General features: G+C 62.6%; 23 protein-coding genes and 1 tRNA gene. 7 read left to right on the plus strand and 17 right to left on the minus strand.

Translation table 11 applies throughout. The features are described from left to right. The first annotated feature begins 10 nt into the window (after window positions 1–10). Both QQL64_RS02490 and QQL64_RS02495 read left to right on the plus strand, forming a co-directional pair. Window positions 11–1,063, plus strand: coding sequence for a glycosylasparaginase (locus QQL64_RS02490; protein WP_284395630.1), 1,053 nt, complete (start codon window positions 11–13; stop codon window positions 1,061–1,063). After that, a complete protein-coding gene (locus tag QQL64_RS02495) occupies window positions 1,063–1,821 on the plus strand; it encodes a copper homeostasis protein CutC (RefSeq protein ID WP_284395631.1) in 759 nt (252 codons plus the stop codon). Before QQL64_RS02490 ends, QQL64_RS02495 begins: the two co-directional genes overlap by 1 nt. A gap of 64 nt (window positions 1,822–1,885) precedes the next feature. Here QQL64_RS02495 and rpsT read toward each other — a convergent pair whose 3' ends face one another. Beyond that, window positions 1,886–2,149: a 30S ribosomal protein S20 gene (rpsT, locus tag QQL64_RS02500; protein ID WP_284395633.1), complete on the minus strand. Its 264-nt coding sequence runs from the start codon at window positions 2,147–2,149 to the stop codon at window positions 1,886–1,888. Between the two features lie 270 nt (window positions 2,150–2,419). Between rpsT and murJ the strand changes: the two genes are divergently transcribed. From murJ to lspA, 4 genes are all read left to right on the plus strand, one after another. Continuing rightward, entirely contained in the window at window positions 2,420–4,012 is a 1,593-nt protein-coding gene (gene murJ, locus QQL64_RS02505; protein ID WP_284399604.1) for a murein biosynthesis integral membrane protein MurJ, read from the plus strand. Between the two features lie 16 nt (window positions 4,013–4,028). Beyond that, entirely contained in the window at window positions 4,029–4,982 is a 954-nt protein-coding gene (locus QQL64_RS02510) for a bifunctional riboflavin kinase/FAD synthetase (RefSeq protein ID WP_284395635.1), read from the plus strand. Between the two features lie 221 nt (window positions 4,983–5,203). Next, window positions 5,204–8,062, plus strand: a complete 2,859-nt coding sequence (gene ileS, locus QQL64_RS02515; RefSeq protein WP_284395636.1) for an isoleucine--tRNA ligase — start codon at window positions 5,204–5,206, stop codon at window positions 8,060–8,062. 8 nt (window positions 8,063–8,070) lie between these two features. Then, window positions 8,071–8,559, plus strand: a complete 489-nt coding sequence (gene lspA / locus QQL64_RS02520) for a signal peptidase II (RefSeq protein ID WP_284399607.1) — start codon at window positions 8,071–8,073, stop codon at window positions 8,557–8,559. Window positions 8,560–8,633: 74 nt separating this feature from the next. Here lspA and QQL64_RS02525 read toward each other — a convergent pair whose 3' ends face one another. After that, window positions 8,634–10,100, minus strand: coding sequence for a GGDEF domain-containing protein (locus QQL64_RS02525; protein WP_284395640.1), 1,467 nt, complete (start codon window positions 10,098–10,100; stop codon window positions 8,634–8,636). Between the two features lie 94 nt (window positions 10,101–10,194). After that, on the minus strand, window positions 10,195–11,583 hold the full coding sequence (locus tag QQL64_RS02530) for a M20/M25/M40 family metallo-hydrolase (RefSeq protein ID WP_284395641.1): 1,389 nt from the start codon (window positions 11,581–11,583) through the stop codon (window positions 10,195–10,197). 146 nt (window positions 11,584–11,729) lie between these two features. On the opposite strand from QQL64_RS02530, the gene QQL64_RS02535 reads away from it, so the two are divergent. Next, on the plus strand, window positions 11,730–12,266 hold the full coding sequence (locus tag QQL64_RS02535; protein ID WP_284395643.1) for a 2'-5' RNA ligase family protein: 537 nt from the start codon (window positions 11,730–11,732) through the stop codon (window positions 12,264–12,266). 59 nt (window positions 12,267–12,325) lie between these two features. Here QQL64_RS02535 and QQL64_RS02540 read toward each other — a convergent pair. The 14 genes from QQL64_RS02540 to QQL64_RS02605 all read right to left on the minus strand — a co-directional run bounded on the left by QQL64_RS02540 (window position 12,326) and on the right by QQL64_RS02605 (window position 22,833). Then, window positions 12,326–12,411 (minus strand) — tRNA-Leu (locus tag QQL64_RS02540). 28 nt (window positions 12,412–12,439) lie between these two features. Next, window positions 12,440–13,021 carry a cysteine dioxygenase family protein gene (locus tag QQL64_RS02545; RefSeq protein ID WP_284395645.1) on the minus strand — a complete coding sequence of 194 codons (582 nt, stop codon included), beginning with the start codon at window positions 13,019–13,021 and terminating at the stop codon, window positions 12,440–12,442. Window positions 13,022–13,089: 68 nt separating this feature from the next. Next, window positions 13,090–14,205, minus strand: a complete 1,116-nt coding sequence (metX, locus tag QQL64_RS02550; protein WP_284395647.1) for a homoserine O-acetyltransferase MetX — start codon at window positions 14,203–14,205, stop codon at window positions 13,090–13,092. Between the two features lie 9 nt (window positions 14,206–14,214). Next, on the minus strand, window positions 14,215–15,276 hold the full coding sequence (locus QQL64_RS02555; protein ID WP_284395648.1) for a tetratricopeptide repeat protein: 1,062 nt from the start codon (window positions 15,274–15,276) through the stop codon (window positions 14,215–14,217). Beyond that, the gene (locus QQL64_RS02560; protein WP_284399610.1) at window positions 15,273–15,716 is read right to left on the minus strand and encodes a cytochrome c-type biogenesis protein; all 444 of its coding nucleotides are present in this window, start codon (window positions 15,714–15,716) and stop codon (window positions 15,273–15,275) included. Before QQL64_RS02560 ends, QQL64_RS02555 begins: the two co-directional genes overlap by 4 nt. Beyond that, the gene (locus QQL64_RS02565) at window positions 15,716–16,258 is read right to left on the minus strand and encodes a DsbE family thiol:disulfide interchange protein (protein WP_284395650.1); all 543 of its coding nucleotides are present in this window, start codon (window positions 16,256–16,258) and stop codon (window positions 15,716–15,718) included. Before QQL64_RS02565 ends, QQL64_RS02560 begins: the two co-directional genes overlap by 1 nt. Continuing rightward, window positions 16,255–18,228, minus strand: a complete 1,974-nt coding sequence (locus QQL64_RS02570) for a heme lyase CcmF/NrfE family subunit (protein WP_284395652.1) — start codon at window positions 18,226–18,228, stop codon at window positions 16,255–16,257. Before QQL64_RS02570 ends, QQL64_RS02565 begins: the two co-directional genes overlap by 4 nt. After that, window positions 18,225–18,695, minus strand: coding sequence for a cytochrome c maturation protein CcmE (gene ccmE, locus QQL64_RS02575; RefSeq protein ID WP_284395653.1), 471 nt, complete (start codon window positions 18,693–18,695; stop codon window positions 18,225–18,227). Before ccmE ends, QQL64_RS02570 begins: the two co-directional genes overlap by 4 nt. Before the next feature lie 26 nt (window positions 18,696–18,721). After that, a complete protein-coding gene (gene ccmD, locus QQL64_RS02580) occupies window positions 18,722–18,934 on the minus strand; it encodes a heme exporter protein CcmD (protein ID WP_284395655.1) in 213 nt (70 codons plus the stop codon). Next, on the minus strand, window positions 18,931–19,689 hold the full coding sequence (locus tag QQL64_RS02585; protein WP_284395657.1) for a heme ABC transporter permease: 759 nt from the start codon (window positions 19,687–19,689) through the stop codon (window positions 18,931–18,933). Before QQL64_RS02585 ends, ccmD begins: the two co-directional genes overlap by 4 nt. A 2-nt stretch (window positions 19,690–19,691) precedes the next feature. Beyond that, entirely contained in the window at window positions 19,692–20,387 is a 696-nt protein-coding gene (gene ccmB / locus QQL64_RS02590; protein ID WP_284395658.1) for a heme exporter protein CcmB, read from the minus strand. Then, the gene (ccmA, locus tag QQL64_RS02595; RefSeq protein WP_284399612.1) at window positions 20,380–21,015 is read right to left on the minus strand and encodes a cytochrome c biogenesis heme-transporting ATPase CcmA; all 636 of its coding nucleotides are present in this window, start codon (window positions 21,013–21,015) and stop codon (window positions 20,380–20,382) included. Before ccmA ends, ccmB begins: the two co-directional genes overlap by 8 nt. Window positions 21,016–21,035: 20 nt before the next feature. Next, on the minus strand, window positions 21,036–21,470 hold the full coding sequence (locus QQL64_RS02600) for a DUF3293 domain-containing protein (protein ID WP_284395660.1): 435 nt from the start codon (window positions 21,468–21,470) through the stop codon (window positions 21,036–21,038). Then, window positions 21,463–22,833 carry an FAD-dependent oxidoreductase gene (locus QQL64_RS02605; protein WP_284395661.1) on the minus strand — a complete coding sequence of 457 codons (1,371 nt, stop codon included), beginning with the start codon at window positions 22,831–22,833 and terminating at the stop codon, window positions 21,463–21,465. The genes QQL64_RS02600 and QQL64_RS02605 overlap by 8 nt, the downstream gene beginning before the upstream one ends. Window positions 22,834–22,882 lie beyond the last annotated feature (49 nt).

Below are 22,882 nucleotides of genomic sequence, written 5' to 3' on the forward strand. Positions count from 1 at the left end.
GGAGGCCTTGATGAGCAATCGCCGCGATTTTCTGAAGACTACGCTGCTGGCGACATCCGCGCTGGCTTTGCCAAACGTATCGCGCAGCGCCGCGTCGCTATCGGGCAGTGTTCCCGGCGGTGCCGGTGCGCGGGTCGTTTCCACCTGGGATTTCGGCGTACCTGCGAATCAGGCGGCGTGGGCCGTACTGGGCAAAGGTGGGAAGCCGCTGGACGCCGTCGAGGCGGGTGCGCAGATACCCGAATCGGATCTGTCTAACCACAGCGTCGGGAGGGCCGGTTATCCCGACCGCGACGGCAAGGTCACGCTCGACGCCAGCATCATGGACGGTGACGGCCGTTGCGGCGCGGTGGCGGCGCTCGAACACATCGGGCACCCGATCAAGGTGGCGCGCAAGGTGATGGAAGACACGCCGCACGTGCTGCTGGTCGGCGACGGTGCGCTGGAGTTCGCGCTACAGCAAGGCTTCACCCGGGAAAACCTGCTGACGCCGGAGTCCGAGAAAGCGTGGCACGAGTGGCTCAAGCAAGCGAAGTACAAGCCGGTAGCCAACAGCGAGAATCTCGACTACCACCGCAGCCTGCCGGCCCCCGGCATGCCCGGAGGCAAGAACAATCACGACACCATCGGCATGCTGGCCGTCGATGCCAACGGCCGCCTCGCCGGTGCCTGCACGACCAGCGGCATGGCGTGGAAGCTACACGGCCGCGTGGGCGACAGCCCGATCATCGGCGCGGGCTTGTACGTCGACAACGAGGTGGGCGGCGCGACTTCCACAGGCGTAGGCGAAGAAGTGATCCGCAATGCCGGCAGTTTTCTAGTCGTCGAGCTGATGCGCCAGGGGCGCAGTCCGCAGGAAGCTTGCGAGGAAGCCGTGCGGCGCATCGTGAAAAAGCATCCCGACGGTGCGAAGGAAATACAGGTCGGCTTCCTTGCCTTGCGCCGCGATGGCGAATGCGGCGCCTATGCCATCCAGAAGGGTTTCACCTACGCCGTTTGCGATGTGCGCAAACAGGACCTCCTGCTGGCTTCGCCCAGCGTCTACCAGACGACGTTTACCTGATGCCACGACAAACATTGCTCGAGGTTGCGGCCGGTTCGCTCGCGTCGGCGCTGGCGGCGCAGGAAGGCGGCGCAGATCGCGTGGAGCTTTGCGGGAGTCTGGCCGAGGGTGGCATCACGCCTTCATGCGGCGTGATTGCGTTGGTGCGCGATCGTGTTCGTATACCGATCTACGTGCTGATCAGGCCGCGTGGCGGCGACTTCCTTTACGAAGACGCCGAGTTCGAGATCATGCAGCGCGATATCGAAACCTGCGTGCATCTGGGCTGTGATGGCGTGGTCATCGGCGCGCTGAATGCCGATGGTTCGGTCGATCCGCGCTGTCGAGAGCTGGTGTCCGCGGCAGGCACCTTGGGTGTCACGTTTCACCGCGCCTTTGATGCCAGCGCGAGCTTGCCCCGCGCGCTGGACGAGGCGATCGCCATAGGGTGCGAGCGCGTGTTGACGTCGGGCGGATGCGCGAATGCCTTGCAGGGTTCCAAGGTGATCGCCGGTCTGGTGCAGCAAGCGGCGGGTCGCATCACCATCATGGCCGGCGCGGGAATTCGCTCGACGAATCTGGCCGAGGTAGTGAGGCGTAGCGGAGTGGATGAAGTCCACGGCTCGGCGCGTGCGGTCCATCGCTCGCTGATGCGCTATCGCAATCCGGCGCTGCAGGATTTGTCGCCGGATACGGAGCGGACCAGCGTCGCTGAAGTGCGCGCGATGAAAGAGCGGCTCAAAGCGCTAGCTCATCTTCCCAAGGGAGCGGGGGGATAAGGGTGCAAACGAAAAAGCCGGCGTTTCCGCCGGCTTCTCGCCAACCCGATCGAACGTTTGGAGCTTAAGCCAGTTCGCGAATCTTCGCGTTCAGGCGGCTCTTGTGACGGGCGGCTTTGTTCTTGTGGATCAGGCCGCGGGCGGCGTAACGATCCATCACCGGCTGGGCAGCTGTGAAAGCGGCCGTGGCGGCAGCCTTGTCCTTGGCCTCAATGGCCTTGACGACCTTCTTCAGGGCGCTGCGCACCATGGAACGGGCGCTGACATTGCGCAGGCGGCGCTGCTCGGACTGGCGCGCACGCTTCTTCGCGGACTTGATGTTAGCCAAGGTAGAACTCCGGAAATGAATTGCTTGGGTTGGAAAAAGGCGACAATTGTGACGTCAATTTGCCGCTAGGTCAAGCGGTTGGCCGTTTTTGGACGGTGTGAGCCGCTGATTCTACAAGGTTTTGACCAGGAACATCGGCTTTTTGCCATCGCACCGCCTCCGGCGTGCTGTCCCAAGGCCTCTGGTGGCTGTCAAACTACCTTCCCTGTGCCGGCGCCAGTCGCCGCTTTTCTCAATCCAGGTGTCGGCAAGGGCATGAAATCTCCCAGCATGTTACGCGGGCTGCTTTCGTTCAGCAGCATGACCATGGTGTCGCGCGTGCTCGGGCTGCTGCGGGATATCTCGATCAGCCACGTGTTCGGCGCCAACGTCGCCACCGACGCGTTCTGGGTCGCGTTCCGCATTCCGAACTTCATGCGCAGGATGTTTGCGGAAGGCGCATTCGCTACCGCCTTCGTGCCGGTCTTCACCGAGGTGAAGGAGAAGGGCAGCCACGATGATCTGAAGGAGCTGATGGCTCGCGTTTCCGGCACCTTGGGCGGCGTCTTGCTGGTGGTCGCTGCGCTCGGCGTGCTGTTCGCGCCGCAGGTGGCAACGTTGTTCACGCCGGGCGCGCTGGGCGAGCCGCACAAATTCGCACTGACCGTCGAATTGTTGCGTCTTACGTTTCCCTTCCTGCTATTCGTTTCGCTGACGGCGCTGTCCGGCGGCGCGCTCAACAGTTTCCATCGCTTCGGGCTGCCGGCGCTGACGCCGGTGATCCTCAATCTGTGCATGATCGCCGGCGCATGGTGGCTGTCGAGGCGTTTGCAGACGCCGATCCTTGCGCTGGGCTGGGCGGTCTTCGCCGCGGGCATTCTGCAGGTGCTGTTTCAAGTGCCGGCGTTGCGCCAGCTCGATCTGCTGGCATGGCCGCGTTGGGGATGGAACCATCCCGATGTGCGCCGGATCATGCGCCAGATGGTGCCGACTTTGTTCGGCTCGTCGGTATCGCAGATCAATCTGCTGTTCGACACGGTCATCGCCTCGTTGCTGATTTCCGGTTCGCAGACGTGGCTGTCGCAAGCGGATCGTTTTCTGGAACTGCCCTTGGGCGTATTCGGTGTTGCGCTTGGCACGGTGATTCTTCCATCACTGTCGCGGCATCACGTCGCCACCGACCACGAGGGTTTCTCCAAGGCGCTGGATTGGGGTCTGCGCACCACGCTGTTGATCGCCGTGCCGGCGATGTTCGGATTGATGTTGCTGGCCGAACCGCTGGTGGCCACGCTGTTTCAGAACGGCCAGTTCCGACCGTTCGATACGCGCATGGCGACGCTGTCTGTCACAGCATTGAGTTTTGGCGTACCCGCCTATGCGCTGGTGAAAGTACTGCTGCCCGCGTTCTACGCACGAAAAGATACGCGTACGCCGGTCCGCGCTGGCGTGGCTTCACTGCTCACCAACATGCTGCTCAACGCGGTATTCCTGCTGATGTTGTACGCGATGTGGGCGCCATCCGAATTGAAAGCGGGGCCGTTGCTGGATGGTTTGTCCAAGGTGCCTGGATTGCACCTGGCCTTGGGCATGGCCAGCGCGCTCGCCAGCTACATCAACCTACTGTTGCTATGGCGCTGGTTGCGGCAGGCGGATATCTACCAGCGCCAACCGGGATGGGGCCGCCATCTTGCGCGTCTGGCGGTGGCTTGCGCGGCGATGACGGCGGTCCTGCTGTGCGGGCGCTGGTACTGGCCGGACTGGACGCAGATGCAGGTGATCGGTCGCGTGTGGCGACTGGCGCTGCTGGTCTGCACCGGTGGTGCGACGTACGTGGCCGTCCTGTTCGCCACCGGCTTTCGTCTACGCGAATTGCACCACGCTTGAACGTTATACTTGCCCGATGATGAAACTGTCCCGGGACGTTGCGGGGCCGTGCGTGGCCCCCGGCGGCAGTGTGATTGCGGTCGGTGCTTTCGACGGCCTGCACCGCGGTCACCAAGCCCTGCTGAGCGAAGTGCGCGAACGTGCGCAGGCTCTCGGCTGCATGCCCGTCGTGGTGAGCTTCGAGCCGCTGCCGCGCGCTTATTTCTCGACCGAGCCGGTACCGCGTCTGTCCAGCGTGCGCGAGAAGCTGCGTGGCTTCGCAGCCGCGAGCATGCAACACGCGCTGCTGTTGCGTTTCAACAAAGCACTGACGGCGATGTCAGCCGAGGATTTCGTGCAGCGCGTGCTGATCGAGCGGCTCAACGTGCGCGAAGTCTGGGTGGGCGCGGATTTCCGCTTCGGCCACAAGCGCGCCGGCGATGTCGCCATGCTGGAACGGATGGGCGCGGAACGCGGATTTGCCGCGCATACCATGCCTGCCGTTTCGCTGGATGGTGAACGCGTCTCCGCCAGTCGGGTGCGGGCCTTGCTGGCAGCTGGCAATTTCGGCGCCGCTGCGCCGCTGCTCGGACGGCCCTTCGTGATCGAAGGCAAGGTGGAATACGGCAAGCAGCTCGGCCGCACGCTCGGGTTCCCGACCGCCAATATCCACCTGCGCGAACGGGCGACGCCGGTGCATGGCATCTTTGCCGTGCGCGTGGGTCTGGGTGAAAGCGCGTGCAGCTGGCCGGGCGTGGCCAGCCTGGGTACGCGGCCGACCGTCAACGAAGTCCCCGAGCCGTTGCTGGAAGTCCACCTGTTCGATTTCGACGGCGATCTGTACGGTCAGCGCATGGCGGTCGAGTTCGTGGCCAAGCTGCGCGAGGAGATGAAATTCGACGATTTGGACGCATTAAAGGCCCAAATGAGTCATGATGCGCGCTCGGCCCGGGAGATCCTGGGCATGAACCCCGCCCTGATCAACGCGTGAAAGGCAACGACATGAGTTCCCATTACATGCCAGCCATCCGCAGTACGTCCGCGAAAGCGGCCGTGGCGATCATTATTATTTGAAGCACCCGCCGAAGCGCGTGCGCTTGCCGCCGCGCGCGGCGAGCAACAAGCACGAGGCTTCGGTTCCCCCTGGCATCGAAGCGGAACGAACCGGTGATGCCGTCGTAGTGATGGCATCCCTCAGACGGCACCCGAGCGATGACCCAGGACTACAAGAACACCATCAACCTGCCGCAGACCACTTTCCCCATGCGCGGCGACCTGCCCAAGCGCGAGCCGGGCTGGCTGGCCGAATGGGAAAAGGCGGGGCGTTACCACCAGATCCAGGCCAAGACGACCGGCCGCCCGATGTTCGTGCTGCACGACGGTCCGCCGTATGCGAACGGCGCCATCCATATCGGCCATGCGGTCAATAAGATCCTCAAGGACATCGTCGTCAAATCGAAGCTGCTGTCCGGCTTCCACGCGCCCTACGTGCCGGGCTGGGATTGCCACGGCATGCCGATCGAAATCCAGGTCGAAAAACAGTTCGGCAAGAACCTGCCGCCCGCCGAAGTGCAGCGCAAGGCGCGCGCCTATGCGGCCGAGCAGATCCAAACGCAGAAGGCCGACTTCAAGCGCCTCGGTGTGCTGGGCGATTGGGATCGTCCGTATCTCACGATGGATCACACCAACGAGGCATCCGAGATCCGCGCGCTGTCGGAGATGCTGCGCAAGGGCTACATCTATCGCGGCCTGAAACCGGTGAACTGGTGCTTCGACTGCGGCTCGGCGCTGGCCGAAGCGGAGGTCGAATACGAAGACAAGACGGACATCGCCATCGACGTGGGCTTCGCCTTCGACGATCCCGCGGCTGTGGCCAAAGCGTTCGGTCTCGACAAGCTGCCCAAGCCCAACGGCCAGATCGTGATCTGGACCACCACGCCCTGGACGATTCCCGCCAACCAGGCGCTCAACCTGCACCCGGAATTCAGCTACAGCCTGGTCGATACGCCGAAGGGCTTGCTGATCCTCGCTACCGAACGCGTGGAAGAGTGCCTGAAGACGTACGGTTTGGAAGGCCACATCATCGCGTCCGTACCAGGTACTGCACTGGGCGAGCTGAGCTTCCGTCATCCGCTCTACGCGGTCGATCCGGGCTACGGGCGCCTGGCGCCGGTGTATTTCGGCGACTACGTGACGCTCGACACCGGTACCGGCATCGTCCATTCCTCACCGGCCTATGGCGTGGAAGATTTCCTGTCGTGCAAGGCGCACGGCATGAAGGATGCCGACATCATCAGTCCGGTGATGGGCGACGGCCACTACGCCTCCACACTGCCGCTGTTCGGTGGCATGTTCCTGTGGAAGGCCAATCCCAAGATCGTCGAAGCACTGGAGCAGGCCGGCTCGCTGCTGCACCATCACAAGTACGTGCACAGTTACATGCACTGCTGGCGACACAAGACGCCGATCATCTACCGCGCCACGTCGCAGTGGTTTGCGGGCATGGATATCACACCGAAAGACGGCGGCAAGACGTTGCGCGAAACCGCGCTGGATGGCATCGAAGCCACGCGCTTCTATCCTGCGTGGGGCAAGCAGCGTCTGCACTCGATGATCGTCAATCGCCCGGACTGGACTCTGTCACGCCAGCGCCAGTGGGGCGTGCCGATGGCGTTTTTCGTCCACCGTGAAACCGGCGAGCTGCACCCGCGCACGCCGGAGTTGCTGGAGGAAGTTGCCAAGCGCATCGAGAAGGATGGTATCGAAGCGTGGCAAAGCATCGAGCCCAGTGATTTCCTGAGCGAGCAAGATGCCGCGCTCTACGAGAAGAATCGCGACACGCTTGACGTGTGGTTCGATTCGGGCACCACGCATTGGCACGTATTGCGCGGTTCGCACGTAGACGTATCCACGTTCCCTGCCGACCTGTATCTGGAAGGTTCCGACCAGCATCGCGGCTGGTTCCACTCTTCGCTGCTTACTGCATCGATGCTCGATGGTCAGCCGCCGTACAAAGCGCTGCTTACGCACGGCTTCACCGTGGACGGGCAGGGCCGCAAGATGTCCAAGTCGCAGGGCAACGTGGTCGCGCCGCAGAAGGTGATGGATACGCTGGGTGCGGACATTCTGCGTCTGTGGGTGTCTTCCGCCGATTACCGCAACGAGATGTCGGTATCCGACGAGATCCTGAAGCGTGTGGCCGATGCGTATCGGCGCATCCGCAACACCGCGCGCTTCCTGCTCGGTAATCTCGACGGTTTCGATCCCGTGAAGCATCTCGTGCCCGTTGATAAGAGCGTGCTCCTCGACCAGTGGGCGGTAGGGCAGGCGTTCGAAGTGCAGCAAGCGGTAGTCGCTGCCTATGAGCGCTACGACTTCCCCGAGATCATCCAGCGCGTGCAGAACTTCTGCACCAACGAAATGGGTGCTTTGTACCTCGACATCACCAAGGACCGCCTCTACACCATGCCGACCGAAAGCCTCGGCCGGCGCAGCGCGCAGAGTGCGATGTACCGCATCCTGGAAGCGCTGGTGCGCTGGTTGGCTCCGGTGCTGTCGTTCACTGCCGAAGAAATCTGGCAGCACATGCCGGGCGAGCGCGGCGAAACCGTGCTGTTCGAAACCTGGTACGACGGCCTGGTGAATACGCAAGGCGCACCGGAACAACGCCGCTACTGGGCCGATCTGCTGGCGATTCGCGACACCGCATCGCGCGTGCTCGAAGACATGCGCAAGGCCGAACGTATCGGTGCGGCATTGGAAGCCAAGCTGGTGCTGCACGCCGATCCGGCAACGACCGCCCGTTACGCGGCGACCGCGGATGAGCTGCGTTTCTTTTTCATCACTTCCGAACTGAGTTTCGCACCGCTGCAGGCCGATCCGAATGAAGTGGCCGCGCTGACCTTGGAGGACGGCGAAGTGCATGTTGCCGCCAGCGTAAGCGACGCCGCCAAATGCGTTCGCTGCTGGCATCGCCGCGATGACGTGGGTAGCAACCCCGCACATCCGGAGCTTTGCAGCCGTTGTGTCAGTAACGTGGAGGGGCCGGGCGAAAACCGGCGCTGGTTCTGAGCATGACCATGCGAAATCCATCCAATGCGTTGCCCTGGTTGCTGGTCTCGGTGCTGGTCATTGCACTCGATCAGCTCAGCAAACTCTGGGCGCTGTCGGCGCTGCAGCCGGTCGGTACGCCGCATCCAGTGATTCCCGGCTTCCTCAACTGGACGTTGGCCTTCAACACGGGCGCAGCTTTCAGTTTTCTTGCCCAAGGTGGCGGATGGCAGCGGTGGTTCTTCGTGCTGCTTGCGGTGGCGATCAGTGTGGCGCTGGTAGTGTGGCTTGCACGCACCGCGCGGCGCGAATGGCGCACGGCGTTGCCGCTTGCGCTGGTGATCGGCGGTGCGCTGGGCAATCTCATCGACCGCCTGCATGCGTCGCAAGTTACCGACTTTATCCAGGTGTATTACCGCGATTGGTATTACCCCACGTTCAACGTGGCCGATTGCGCCATCTGCGTGGGCGCGGTGTTGCTGATCCTGTTCGGTCTGCGCTCTCCGACGCAGGCCTGAGCGCGTCGTCAGGGCATCATCGATTGGCAATTCCGGCACGGATACGTCGAAAACATCTGGCAAGGAAAAGCAATTCAGACGGCCAGCTCCACGCGATTGCGCCCGTTGCGTTTGGCCTCGTAAAGCGCACGATCGGCCGAGGCGACAAGTTTCTGTGGTGTCGTATCGATTGTCGGTACGATGCTTGCCACGCCGATGCTCACGGTGACGCGACCCAGAGGGCTGTCGCCGTGTTGCAGGTTTATGTGTCTGACGGATGCACATAGTCGCGCGGCCACTTCGTATGCACCGGCAAGAGGTGTGTCAGGCAGAATCAAAGCGAATTCTTCGCCGCCATAGCGAGCAAGAAGATCGGCAGGGCGTTGCACGGCCTGGCGCAGCACCGTGGCCACTTCGCGAAGACAGGCGTCGCCTGCGGGATGCCCGTAGCGATCGTTGAACAACTTGAACATGTCGACATCGATCAGCAGCAAAGCGATGGCGCGTTGCGTACGCTGCGCTATGCGCCATTCCCGCTCCATCGCCGCATCGAATGCGCGCCGATTCGGCACGCCGGTCAGATCGTCGCGAAAGGCGAGCTCGGTCAGCGCCGTACGGTCATGGCGCAATACGTCCTGCGCCTCGATTTGGCGAACTTGACTCAGAATGCTGCGCAGACCGTATCCGATCACCGCCAGAATCACGCCTGCGACACCGAGACTGAAGCGTTGCCGAAGCAGTAGCAACGCGATAGCCAGCACCGACAAGGCCAGCAATAGCGGACTGCCGATGCGAACAAAACGCACCAGGGCGACGGACGGATTCAAGCCTTGCACCACACGTGGCGGCGCACGCCACGCCAGGATCACGAACACCAGAAACGGCACGTCGATGATCAGGTCGTAGAGGCTCCCGATATTGGGCGCGACATCCATGGCGACGTGATGGTTGTAGTACGCCGCAGCCAGGGCGTACAGCATGGTAAAGGCGGTCAACACACCGAATAAGTGGCGTGTCTTTAACGCGTCGGCGGCGAGCAAGCGAATCGCTGTGGCGACAACGAGGAACGCGTTCTCGATATCGAACATATAGGTGATCATTTCCGCGGACCGAGCGCTCGATGCGCCGTGCAAGGTAGTCCACGAGAACATCAGCGCGAAATAGAGATAACCCAGCGATATCGCGAGAATGGCGTCGATGCCACGTTGCACGCGGCTGCTGCTCTCCGCACCCACTGTCGCGACGGCGTAGGAAATAGGCACGCCGTAAAGGATGTAAAGCAACATGGTTTCGCCGGGCGCTTCGTTGCTATTGCCGGCGAAAAGATCTAGACGAAGGCTGCTGATCATGCCCAGCGTCCATAGCAGCAAGCTAAGTGCTGCCAGGCTCCATCCATGGGCTGGCGAGAGACCCGCTATCAGGCCACGCCGCAGTGCAGAGGCGGCCGCAAGCAGTGGAGCGGTGACCAGGAACGCATACGATGCGGCCATGGCGTGCGTGGGCATAAGCAGAATGAGCACGGCGTGCAAGAGGATGAACCCGATTGCAAGCAGCACCGTCATGATATCTGCAGGACCCCTGACTTACGCTGGAAATACCTTAATACACATTGCGCCTTGGGAATGTATGCGCGCTTTCACGAAGAGGGAGGGATCTCTATCTACCACCATCCTCTTTACCCGGCGGTGTGCGCTGAAAACTGCCAGCATCACCCGGATACACCACCGGGCTCTCATAACCATCGGCAGAAACGGACGAGACGCCAAAGAACCAATCGTCGATCACCACATCCTTGATCACGGCGTGGTCGACGTCGCCAACGGCGTTGCTGAATTGCCATTGCGGTGCGGTGGTGTCGCGCCAATGCACGCGATAGCCGGCCGCGTCGGGTACTTTCTTCCAGTGCAGGGTAGTATCGGTAGCCACCGCGCCTTCGGTATCCACGCCGGTAGGCGGCACGGGCGCGCGGCTGAGCGCGGCCATCGTCACGGTGTTCAGTGCGGTGACGCGAGCGAGGTAGCGGAAATCCACACCGTCGATAGTGTCGCCGTAGTGGATGCCATGCTCAGTGCGCAGATCCTGATGCTCGTGCGTGTAGTCCTCATGGCCCTCGCTGACGCGCACTGCAGGATAGCCGGCTTCGAGAAAGGGCACCTGGTCTCCGCCGCGTGAGTAGCGATCGGTGCGATAAACCATGCGCACTCGCAAATCTGGCAGGTATTGTTCCGCCGTCTTTGCCATGTAGCGGGCGATATTGCGCGAGGGCGAGTCGACTTCGCCGCCGTGATAGCGGCGGTATGCCGCCTGCTCGGCGGTCTCATTGCTCTTGGTGCCTTCTGAGAACACTCGCACCGTCGTGTTGTCGAGCACGCCGTTCTGACCGTGGCTATTACCGATGATATCGTTGTTGAGATCGACCTGAACTTGCCAGCCCTGTGCGGCGGCGTAGTCGGCCAGCACCTTGCCGCCGTACAGACCTTGTTCCTCGCCCGAGAGTGCGGCGAACACCAGCGTGGCTCGGTTATCCTGTTTCGACAGTAGGCGCGCGGCCTCGATCAATGCAGCGACGCCAGAAGCATCGTCATTGGCGCCGGGAGCGTCGCTGGTCGCGTTCATCACGTCGGTGACGCGCGAATCTATATGGCCGGTCATCACAATCACGCGCTTGGGATCGCTGCTGCCGCGTTTGATCGCAACCACATCCATGATTTCGGTGGGTTGCGGAATGCGCTTGCCGGTGACCATCTGCGATGGCGTGACGACTTCGATACAGCCGCCGCAGTCGCGCGAGATCGCCTCGAAGCGAGCTTTCACCCAGCGCCGTGCGGCACCGATGCCACGCGTATCAGACTTCGTATCAGACAGCGTGTGACGTGTGCCGAAGCTGACCAGCTTCTCGATCGTCGCATGCAACTCGGCTTCGCTCGGTGCGCTGGCGAGCGCATGCAGGGAAGGTTGTTCAAGGGGTTCGACGGGGTTATCGCTATGACTAGCGAAGGCAAGCGCTGGCAACAGAGCGAAGAAGGGTACGAGGATTTGACGCACGGAAAGCCCCCCGAATGACGGTGTGCCAACCTTACAACGAGTGGCCTTTCTGGTGCCGGGGATTGCAGTTGAGTACCGTATTGGAGCAAAACATCTTGTTATACGTCGGCAAAACGCCAGGATGGCTCATGGGCACGTTGTGAAGCATGAACACCACGCACACACTGCTGGCGCTACGCCTTCCCGAAGCAGATCTGCTCATCGGCGATCTGCGGGATAAACACGATCCCTCTGCGCGACGCTCGCTAGGCGCGCACATCACGATCTGGTTCGACTGGAAGCCTGCGGATCAAGTCTCGGAAGCTGATTTGTCCTGTCTGGCGGAGTTGGTAGCGACGACAGCACCGATCGACATCACGCTGCGGCATGTCGGTTACTTTCATGGAGTGGTCTATCTTTCGCCGGAGCCCGCACTCCCACTTCACGAGTTGGAGCGCAGGATTCGCGCGGTCTTTACCCGTGAGGATCGGGAGCGTCCACGCCCATACGTACCGCACGTCACGATCGGCCGGAAGTTAAGCGACGAAACGGCACGGCTGGTTGGGCAAGAGGTTGAGCGGCGCATCTTGAAAGGCGGTGCGCTCGTCACGCGATGCGATCGTCTTTCACTGCTGGTTCTGCAGAATTCTCATTGGGTGCCGCAAGCCAGCTTTCGATGCGGTGGCGGAGTAAATCCAAAATAGCGAGCTGGATTTCGACCCCTTCGGGCAAATAAAAACCCGCAAGGTGCGGGTTTCTAAAGTGGTACCGGTGATAGGACTCGAACCTACACGACATCGCTGCCAGTGGATTTTGAGTCCACCGCGTCTACCATTCCGCCACACCGGCCCGTGAGCGAACGCCCATTATGCCGATTTTAATGCACCGGGTCGAGACTCAGTTGGCGGTCGGTGCGTTCGTAGCAATCGTCCTGGCCCTTGGGCTGGAAGGTGGCGCAGTGGGTCATGTTGCCGGAATAGATGTGCAGGCTCACGGCCACGGTGTCGTCGCTGGGGTTGCGGATGGTGTGGTACTCGTGGGGCGGAATCAGGCTGCCGGCGGAGCCGGGGCCGGCCTGGATCGAGCCGACGGGCTGGAACTGGCACAGGTCACCCTTGTCGGCCAGGCGCTCGTATTGGACGACTTCCAGCGAGCCGCTCCACACGCCTTCGACGCACCACATGCCGCAGTGGTCGTGGATCGGTGTGCCTTGGCCGGGGCCCCAGGTCATGGCCACGACGCAGTAGCCGTGGTCGTCGCTGTGGTAGAGCTCGCGGCGGGCGTAGCGATTCTCGGCGGTTTCGAACACGCACTCGGGCAGGGTGATTTCCTTGCTGCGGATCAACTTGCATAGGCTGTTGCGCAAGCTGTCGGTGATGGCCGGTGTGGTGCTTTTGGACACGGCGGCATCGATCGCGTCGATCAGCTTGTCGCAGCCGGGAAATTCCATAGTCAGCATGGGTGTTCTCGAAAATCGTTGTGCCGGCGGCATTTTAGCAGTGTGGACGCCGGTCTGCGGACGGCCGTTCAGAGTCGAGTGAGGAAGCCGCCGATGGCCCGGCTGTAGTTCTCGATATCGACCAGAAACGCATCGTGCCCCTGCGGAGAGTCCAGCGCGACGAACTCCACCTGGGCGCCGGCCGCTTCCAGCCCTTCGGCGATCTGTTCCTGCTGCTCCAGCGGAAACAGGATGTCGGTGCTTACCCCGATCACCAGCGCCCGCTCGATGCGAATGTGCTTCAAACCTTCCAGCACGCTGCCCTGACCGTACTCGGAAATATCGAACCAGTCGCTGGCGCGGGAAAGATAAAGGTAACTGTTGGGGTCGAAGGTGCGCACGAAGCGTTGCGCATGACTTTCGAGGTAGGACTCCACTTGGAATTCGAAACCGAACGGTTGGTCTTCGCGTTCCTCCGGATCGAGCCGGATGCGTGCGAAGCGGCCGTTCCATTCCATCGCCGAGCGGTAGGTGATGACGCCGAGCTTGCGCGCGATGCTCATACCGATGTCGGGGTAGCGTCCGCCGTGTTCGACATGGATGTCGTAGTCGCCGTTGTTCCAATGGGGATCGAGCCGAATCGCCTCGCGTTGCAGCGAACGAATGGCGATCGCGAAGGGCTGAGCCTGCGGCGCGGTGTCCACGCTGATATGCGCACGCACGCTGCCGGGATGCAGCAGCATATAGGCCAGCGCGCTCATGCCGCCCATCGAGCAGCCGATCAGGCAGGCGAGCTTTTCGATCTGCAAACGGGTCACCAAGGCATGGGCGGCGTTGGCGACGTCTTCCAGTGATAGATCGGGAAAGCTGAGGCGATAGGGTTCGCCGGTGGCGGCGTCGATCGACGCGGGGCAGGTGGAGCCTTTGTCGCTGCCTAGCGAGTTCATGCAGATCACGAACCAGCGCGTGGTATCGATCGCCTTGCCGGGCCCCAGCATGCCTTCCCACCAACCCGGTGCAGGATCATCCTGATTGGACGCCGCGTGCGCACTGGGTGACAAGCCGGTAAAAATCAGCATCGCGTTGTCGCGGGCCGTGTTCAGCGTGCCCCAGGTTTCATAAGCGACGTGTGCGCCGTGCAGCATACCGCCGCGCTTCATCGCGAAAGGTGAAGGCAGGGAGAAGTACTGACGTGCGTCGCTCATTACCGCTCCTTAGTCGTGCACTTTGTCGATCAGAATGCTGATCGGCGTCTTGCTGTTCACGTCGATCACGCCGGCATTGCCTTCCAGATCGCCGGCCTGTGCCATGGCCTCGCCATGGTGGGTAATTCGCGCGCCGACGAATACGCGTGGCACTGACGATAGCTTCATCGACGGCATCATGCTCATCGCATCGGTCAACGTGACCGTGGCCGGTAACTGGCCGGCGTCGAGTCGTGTCACGGCAAGCGGCATGGGCGGTCCGTTTTCAGCGCGGGCGTAGACAAACAAGGTGTCGCCGGCTGCGAGCTTTGACTTGAGCGCGGGAGCCAGTGCGATCTTGATTTGCAAGGCAGGCGCCTCTGCATGGCTGGATGTCGCCTCGTTCGCGCTTGAGGCAGCTGCGGGCGCGCCACCCGCGTGCGCATCGGCGAGCGCGATCTGCTGCGCGACGGCCTGCGCCACATTGGAGCCAGGTTGAAGTTGGGGCTGCAGCAAGCGCCACGTCGCCGCCGCATCGGCGTATCGACCTTCCTGATAATCGCTGATGCCGAGCAACCACAAGCCGCGCTGATTGTCCGGCTCCAGTTTCACGGCTTGTTCCAGCAGATCGCGCGCACGGCCCTCGATACGATGATCCGGGCGCGCCGTCGAATCGGCCTGCGCCCAACCGACCATCGCACTCGCGTCGTTCGGCGTCAGCTGCAGTACGTGTTCGTAAGCTTGGCGCGCCTCATCCGGCTGCTGCATTTCGGTGGCGGCCTGTGCCAGCAGCGCCCAGCCTTGTACATCCTTGGGATGGCTGGCGAGGTGGGCGCGCAGTTCGTCGAGCGCCTTGTTGATGTCCATGCCCGCCTGCGCCTGCGCGGGCACGCCATCGAGCGTGGAGGGCGTACCGATCTTCAGATACAGACCCGCTACACCAAGGGGAACAGCAAGCGCGATAAACAGCATCAGCACGAACACGTTGCGTGGACGGCCCGATTGCCGGCCGTGCCGGAGTAGCGGTAGCAACAGCAGTGCCAGCACCACAGCAATCATCACTGCGGCTGCGATATAGAAAGCTAACTTCACCAATCGTCCCCATTGTCGGTCGGTGCGACGGGTGTGCCGACGCGGCTGCGCTTGCGTATCGTGTAGCCCACCACGACGCCACCCGTGATAAGGATCAGCAGCGGTCCGAACCACAGCAGCCACGTGCGTGTATTGACCGGTGGGTCGTACAGCACGAAATCGGAATAGCGATCCACCAGGTATTGCTTGATCTCGGCGTCGCTTTTGCCCTGCTGCATCAGCTCAAACACCTTGTGGCGCAGATCGCGCGCGAAGTCCGCGTTGGAGTCGGCCAGGTCTTCGTCCTGACACACGAGGCAGCGCAGCTCGCTGGTGAGGTGTTGGAAACGCAACTCTTCGGCGTGATCGCGGAACGGCAGTGGGTCGATCGCCTGCGCTGCGGCGATGCCGGTTATGGCGATCAGCGCAAGCAGTGTCCATGCGCGCAAGACCTTGCCCATCACGGCGCTTCCTTTTGCAGGGCGGCGATGGCGGGCATGAGTTGTTGTGCGATCACATCGGGCGTCAGTGGGCCGATGCGCTTGTAGCGGACCACGCCTTTGCCGTCGATCAGGAACGTTTCCGGCGCGCCGTACACGCCAAAATCGATGGCGGTGTGACCGGACTGATCGGTTATCACGATGTCGTACGGATTGCCGTGTTGTGCCAGCCATGCTTTGGCATCGGCCGGTTCGTCCTTGTAGTCGTAACCGACCACCGGTATGCCCAGCTGTTTGGCTTCTGCCATCAGCACCGGATGTTCCTCGCCGCAGGCGAAGCACCAGCTGGCGAATACATTGACCAGGTAGGGCTTGCCCAGCATCGATTCCTTGCTGACCGTCTGCGCGGGATCGTCGAGCTTGGGCAGCGCAAACGCAGGCGCAGGTTTATTGATCAGCGGTGACGGCACGGCTGTCGGATCGTGCGAACTGTTCCACCAGATGCCAAAGCCAAGCAGTATGGCCAGCAGCACGAAGGCGAAGAAGGGCAGCAGCCGGCTCACGCCTGCGATTCCTGCACGGGCGTGGTGATGGTCTGCGTGGCTTCCGCATCGCGTTTCACGCGGAAGCGACGATCTGCTGCGCTCACGAATCCGCCCAGCATCATGAACAGCCCGCCGCCCCAAATCCAGCGGATAAATGGCTTGGTATACAGGCGCAGCGCCCAGGCACCTTCGACGTGGTTCGCATCCATCGGTTCACCCAACGCGACATACAGGTCGCGGGTGATGCCGGGATCGACCGCCGACGCGGTTTGAACTCGCTCGTGCGTATACGTGCGCTTTTGCGGGTGCATGACGGCGATCGGGGCACCTTTTCGCGTCACGGTAACCACGCCTTGCTCGGCCACCCAGTTCGGGCCGGTCGTCTGCGTGACGCCGTCGAAACGGAATTCGTAACCGCCGACCGCGGCCACCTGGCCGGGGCTCATGCGCACGTCGCGCGTGACGCTGAGCGATTCGGACAGCAGTACGCCGATCAAGAAGATCGCCACGCCGAAATGCGCCAGCAGCATGCCGGCCATCTCGGCTGGGTAGCGGCGTCCGCGTGGCATCTCGCGCCAGCGCTTGACGATATACAGCACGACACCGACGCCCACCCACACCGCGCAGGCCACACCGGCAATCGCTTTGAGTTGCCCCTCCACGAAGAACGCCGCGATGATCGCGCACGCTGCCGCCGCCATGCCTGCGCGCACCAGCACTTGCTTGAGCGCAGGTACATCGCTCTTGCCCCAGCGCAGATACGGCCCGAACGGCAACAACAGCACCACCGGCAGCATCAGCAAGGGAAACAGCAGACCGAAGTAGGGTGGGCCCACCGAAATCTTGCCGAGGTTCAGCGCATCGCCCAACAGTGGGAACAGCGTGCCGAGCAGCACCATGGCGGCCGCAACGGTGAACATCAGATTGCCGATCAGGATCGCGCTCTCACGCGAGATCAGCGCAAACGCCTTGCCGCCGGCCACCTTCGGCGCACGCAGCGCGTACAGCAGCAGCGATCCGCCCACCACAAAAGCGAGGAAGCACAGGATGTAGGTACCGCGGCGCGGATCCGATGCGAACGCATGCACCGACGTAAGAATGCCCGAGCGCACCAGGAATGTACCCAGTAACGAAAGCGAGAACGCGAACAACGAAAGCAGGATGGTCCACGCGCGCAGCGAGCCGCGTTTCTCTGTCACCGCTTGCGCATGGATCAGCGCCACGCCCACCAGCCACGGCATGAAGCTGGCGTTCTCCACCGGATCCCAGAACCACCAGCCACCCCAGCCGAGTTCCGCGTATGCCCACCAGCTGCCGGCGACGATGCCGCAGGACAGAAAGGCCCACGCGGCGTTCGTCCACGGACGTGCCCAACGCACCCACGCCTGTTCCATCGAACCGCCGAGCAGCGCCGCGATGGAAAACGCGAACGCGACCGAAAAGCCCACGTAGCCCATGTACAAGACGGGCGGATGGAACGTCATGCCCGGATCCTGCAGCACAGGATTGAGATCGGCGCCGTCGGCGGGCATCGGCAGCAGTCGGCCGAACGGATTGGAGGTGAACAGGATGAAGCAGAGGAAACCCACCGAGATGATGCCGAGCACACTCAGCACGCGCGCCAGAAACACTTCGGGCAGCTGCCGGCTGAATAGTGCGAGCGCCACGGTCCACACGTTGAGGATCAGCACCCACAGCAGCATCGAACCTTCATGCGCGCCCCACACCGCGGCGATGCGGTAATACCAGGGCAGCTGTAGATTGGAATTGTCGGCCACGTACTGCACCGAGAAATCGAAATGCAGGAAGGCCCACACGAGTATCGCGAAAGCCAGGGCGACAAACACCGCTTGCCCGCTGGCCGCCGGCCGCGCGACGGCCATCAGCGCGCGATTGCCGCGCCATGCGCCGAGCAACGGCAGGATGCTCTGCGCCAGCGCCAGCATCAACGCAAGGATTAACGCCAACTGGCCCAATTCAGGTGTCATGGCGACGGCTTGTCCTGGTTGACGGTCTCATCGATGTGCTTGCCCGAATGCGCCTTGGCCATCGCGTCTTTCAGTTCTTTCGGCATATAGGTTTCATCATGCTTGGCCAGAACTTCGGTCGCGACGAAACGCGCGCCGTCCATGTGGCCGGTCGCGATCACGGATTGGTTCTCGCGAAACAGGTCGGGCAGGATGCCGTTGTATTCGACCGGCATATCGCCGCTGGCATCGACCACCGTAAACGTGACCTTGAGCGAATCGTTGCTGCGCTGGATCGATCCCGCTTTCACCATGCCGCCGAGGCGGAACGTTTTGTAGCGCGCCGCTTCGCCACCTTGCACCTGGGACGGCGTAAACAGGTAGTTCATGTTCTGCTGCAGCGCGTACACCACGAGTGCCGACGCCACGATAACGGCAGCGAGCACGGCGATGATGATGGTGAGTCGGCGTTGGCGCGTGGGGTTCATAAGGGATAGGTGCTTTGAAATCGCGCTTAAGTTGCGGCTGTGGAGTTTCGGCTTGCGCGGTCTTTGCGTGCGTCCTGCCGCGCCATTCTTGCGCGCAATTCGCGCAGCACACGGCGGCGGCGAAACTGCGGCGCCAGCCAGTCGATCAGCAGCACAATGAAGAACACGCCATAGGCAGGCCATACATAGGCGGCGTAACCACCCATGGCAAAAAACGATTGCAGTGAGGCGACGCTCATCGGGCCACCTCGTTCTCGGCAATGTGACGCACCCAGTCCTTGCCGCTTTCCAGCGCCAGCAGATCGGTGCGCGTGCGGCCGAACAGGCTGGCGACGTAATAGCACTTGGTGGCGGCCATCATGGTCAGCAGCGGCCAGATCATCGACGGCGCAATCGACGACGGCCCGAGTAGACGGATGGTGGAACCCTGGTGCAAGGTGTTCCACCAGTTCACCGAGAAATGCACGATCGGTACGTTGACGATGCCGATCAGCGCAAGAAACGCAGCGGTGCGCGCACCCTGACGGCGATCCTCGAAAGAGTGGTACAGGCCGATCACGCCCAGGTAAAGGAACAGCAGTACCAGTTCCGAGGTGAGTCGCGCATCCCACGTCCACCACGTGCCCCACATGCGCTCGCCCCACAGCGAACCGGTGACGAGGGTGATGAAGGTAAACGAAGCGCCGATCGGCGCGGAGGCCATCGCCACCACTTCAGCCAGCTTGATGCGCCAGACCAGCGCGATGAAGGCCGCGATGCCCATCACCCCGTAAATAAACAGACTCATCCAGGCACAGGGCACGTGGATGAAGATGATGCGGTAGTCATCGCCTTGCTGGTAATCCGGCGGCGCCAGCACCAGGCCGCCATAGAGTGCGGCGACGCCGAGGATCAATGCGAGCGCGATCGCCCACGGCCGCAGTTTGCCCGCAAAGCCGTAGAACACCGGCGGCGAACTGAGTTTGTGCAACCACAAAGGGATCCAGTTGGCCATAGCTATGAATCCAGCGCGATACGGAGCGCCGCTGCGCAAGCCAGAGGGGCAAGCACAACGGCCATGACGAGCGCTGCGCCTAACCATGCGATGGGGGCGATCCAAGGCAGCCCCTCTTGGGCGGCTGCCAAGGCCCCGGCGGCGAAGATCACCACCGGCACGCACAGCGGCAGCAGCATCAAGGCGAGGAGCATACCAGAGCGCCGCGTACCGGCCGTGAGCGCCACTAACACGCCGCCCACGAGACTCAGCAGAGGGGTCGCCAGCAGCAGGGCGAGCAACAACACCGGAATGACGGGAGATGGCAGGTGCAGCATGCCCGCGAGCAACGGGGCGATCACGATCAGCGGCACGGCCGTCGCCAGCCAGTGCGCAAGAATCTTCATACCCAGCATCAACGCCAGCGGTTGCGGAGCGAGCATCAGTTGTTCCAGCGAACCGTCCTCGATATCGCTGCGGAACATCGCGTCCAGCGCCAGCAACATCGCCAGCAGCATGGTGACCAGCACTACGCCGCCGGCGATCCGTCGCAGCAAGGCGTCTTCCGGACCCAGCGCGAAGGGAAACAGCGAGGTGACGATCAAGGCGTACAGCACCGGCAGCACCATGTCGCCGCGCTGGCGCCAGGCCAGCGTGAGGTCGCGGCGCAGCACGGCCATGCAGGCGTGGCCGAGACCGGGTCGGCGCGCGTCAGTCATGCAGGCGGATTCGCTGCGGTTCGCCGCCGTGGAATTGCACGGCGCCATGGCTGGTGACCAGGGCAGCGCCGCCGTGCGCGATATGCGCTTCCAGCAGTCCGTTGACCAGTTCGATGCCAGTACGGTCCAGGTTGGCGTAGGGCTCATCCAGCAGCCACAACGCGGCAGGGATCAGCAGCAAGCGTGCGAGCGCGACGCGTTTCTTCTGGCCGGCGGAGAGTTTGCGCACCGGCTCGTTTTCAAAGCCGGCGAGACCGACTCGCGCCAGCGCATCGTCCACCTGGCTGTGTTCGCGGCTGCCGTGCAGGCCGATGGCGAAGCGCAGATTTTCGCGCGGGCTCAATTCGGACTTGAGCCCCAATTGATGACCGAGGAACACCACCTCGCCGCTGCAACGGTCCCAGCTCAGCGGTTCGCCGCGCCAGAGCAACTCGCCTTCCTCGGGGCGCAGCAAACCGGTAAGGATGCGCATCAAGGTCGTTTTGCCGCTGCCGTTGTCACCTTCGATCAGGGTCAGCTCACCGGCGTCGAGACGGAAATCCAGCGGGCCGAACACGGGTTCGTCCTGGCGATGGAAACTCAGTGCCCGAGCTTCGAGCAAGGGCGTGGCTGGCGTGGCAGGAGTCATTGCCGGCATTGTCGGAATGCTTATCCAGCTTGTCCATGCGGTGCCCTGTCACTGGTCAGGCGCAGGCGCGCCGCGCCCTTGCCGAGGCCGTGGACATAAGCGAACTGCTGGAATTGCTGCGCCAGACGGTCGATATCGTTGAGGTCCGGGCCGACCACGAAAAAGCTGGGCTCCCGCCAATCGACGCCCACCCCAAGCCCCGGGCGGATGGAAACGGTTCGCGGCAGCTCGCGCAATGCGGCGATCAGATTTTGTTGCGCAGCATGGTTCCGCGCGCGCGGCTGTGCTTGCGAGCCGGGATTCCAGGCGGTGATGAATGCCCAGCTGCGGTTGCCGATCAGTGCGAGCAATGGCGCCGGCAGCGCAGCATCGACATGGATGGAAGCCCAGCCGCCCGGTGCAAGACGCACCCGGTAATCGGTGGTCCGATAAACGGTAAGCAGCGCGTTATCCATGGCGCAACTTCGGCAGCGGCGGCAGGGTGGCTTCCAGCGCGGTGATGGCGGCATCCAGCTGCACGTCGTTCGCGCTGGTCGAACCGCGCAGCAATTGTTCCAGCAGTTGATCCTGCGCACGACCGCGTTCGTAGACGTAAGCGTAGGGCAGGTGCGTAAAGGTGACCATGCGATAGCGTGCCATGAAGTGCTTCGGTGCGCGCTCGGCGAGCCGTGCACCCAGTTCGCGCTTGGCCAGATAGTGCGGGTCGGCCACCGAATCGCGCATTTCGATGTAGTTCTCCAGCGCCATCGCCGCGATGGCGTTGGCGTTCGGCTGGCGGATGCGCTGGAACTCGGCGAAGGCATCGGCCGTGTCGCGCCGGGATTCGGCGAGCAGGTCGGCCAAGACCACCGTGTCTTCAAAACCGCAATTCATGCCTTGACCATGAAAGGGCACGATGGCATGTGCGGCATCGCCGATCAGCAAGGCGCGGCCGTCGATGTGCCAGCGATCCAGATAAAGCGTCGACAGCGTGCCCACGGGATGGCTGTCGTAGTCCTCGGCGAAATGAGGGATCAGCGGCAGTAGATCGGGAAAGTCTTCGCGGAAAAACGCGCCGGCTGCGCGGGAGTCGGGCAGGGTGTCGAAGCTGGGATGCGGTCCGTGCGCCGGCAGGAACAGGGTGACGGTGAAGCTACCTTCGGTGTTCGGCAACGCGATGCACATATAGCCGCCACGCGGCCAAATATGCAGCGCGTGCGGTTCGATCGCGAAACGTTCGGCGCCGGTGGCGGGCGGAATTTCCAGTTCCTTGTAGCCGTGGCCCAAGGGTTCGACGCGTGCGCCGAGCGGTTGGTAATCGTCCATCGCGGCACGCAAAGCCGAGCCTGCACCGTCGGCTCCGATCAGCACGGATGCATCGTGGCTGCGCTGCGTGCCGCTTTCGTCGGCAAGCACGATGCGCTTCGCATCGAGATCGGCTGAAACCAGCGACTGACCAAAATGCAGTGTCACTCCTGCGGCTTCTGCCGCGTCGAGTAGCAACATGTTCAATCCGCCGCGCGACACCGACCAGATCACTTCGCTGTCGTCGACGCCGTAGCGCTGTAGACCGGAGGCACCCTCGAGCGGATGCACCATGCGGCCGCGCATCATGACGGCTCGCTCCAGTACATCCTCGGCCAAGCCTGCGGTGCGCAGTGCCTGCAGGCCACGCTCGGCCAGCGCGAGATTGATCGAACGGCCGCCGACAAAGCCGGCGCGCCGCGGATCGGGGCGCTTTTCGAAAACCTCTACGGCAAATCCGCGCCTAGCCAGCAATTGGGCGAGCAGGGCGCCGACCAAGCCGCCGCCGATCAGGGTGATACGTTGCCGTGTCATGCCGCGTTCCGTGGAAGAGAGCAGCCCACTCTTCCGCAAGTGAGCGTTT

Origin of the sequence: Dyella lipolytica, assembly GCF_030160075.1 — a bacterium.
GTDB classification, from domain to species: domain Bacteria; phylum Pseudomonadota; class Gammaproteobacteria; order Xanthomonadales; family Rhodanobacteraceae; genus Dyella_B; species Dyella_B lipolytica.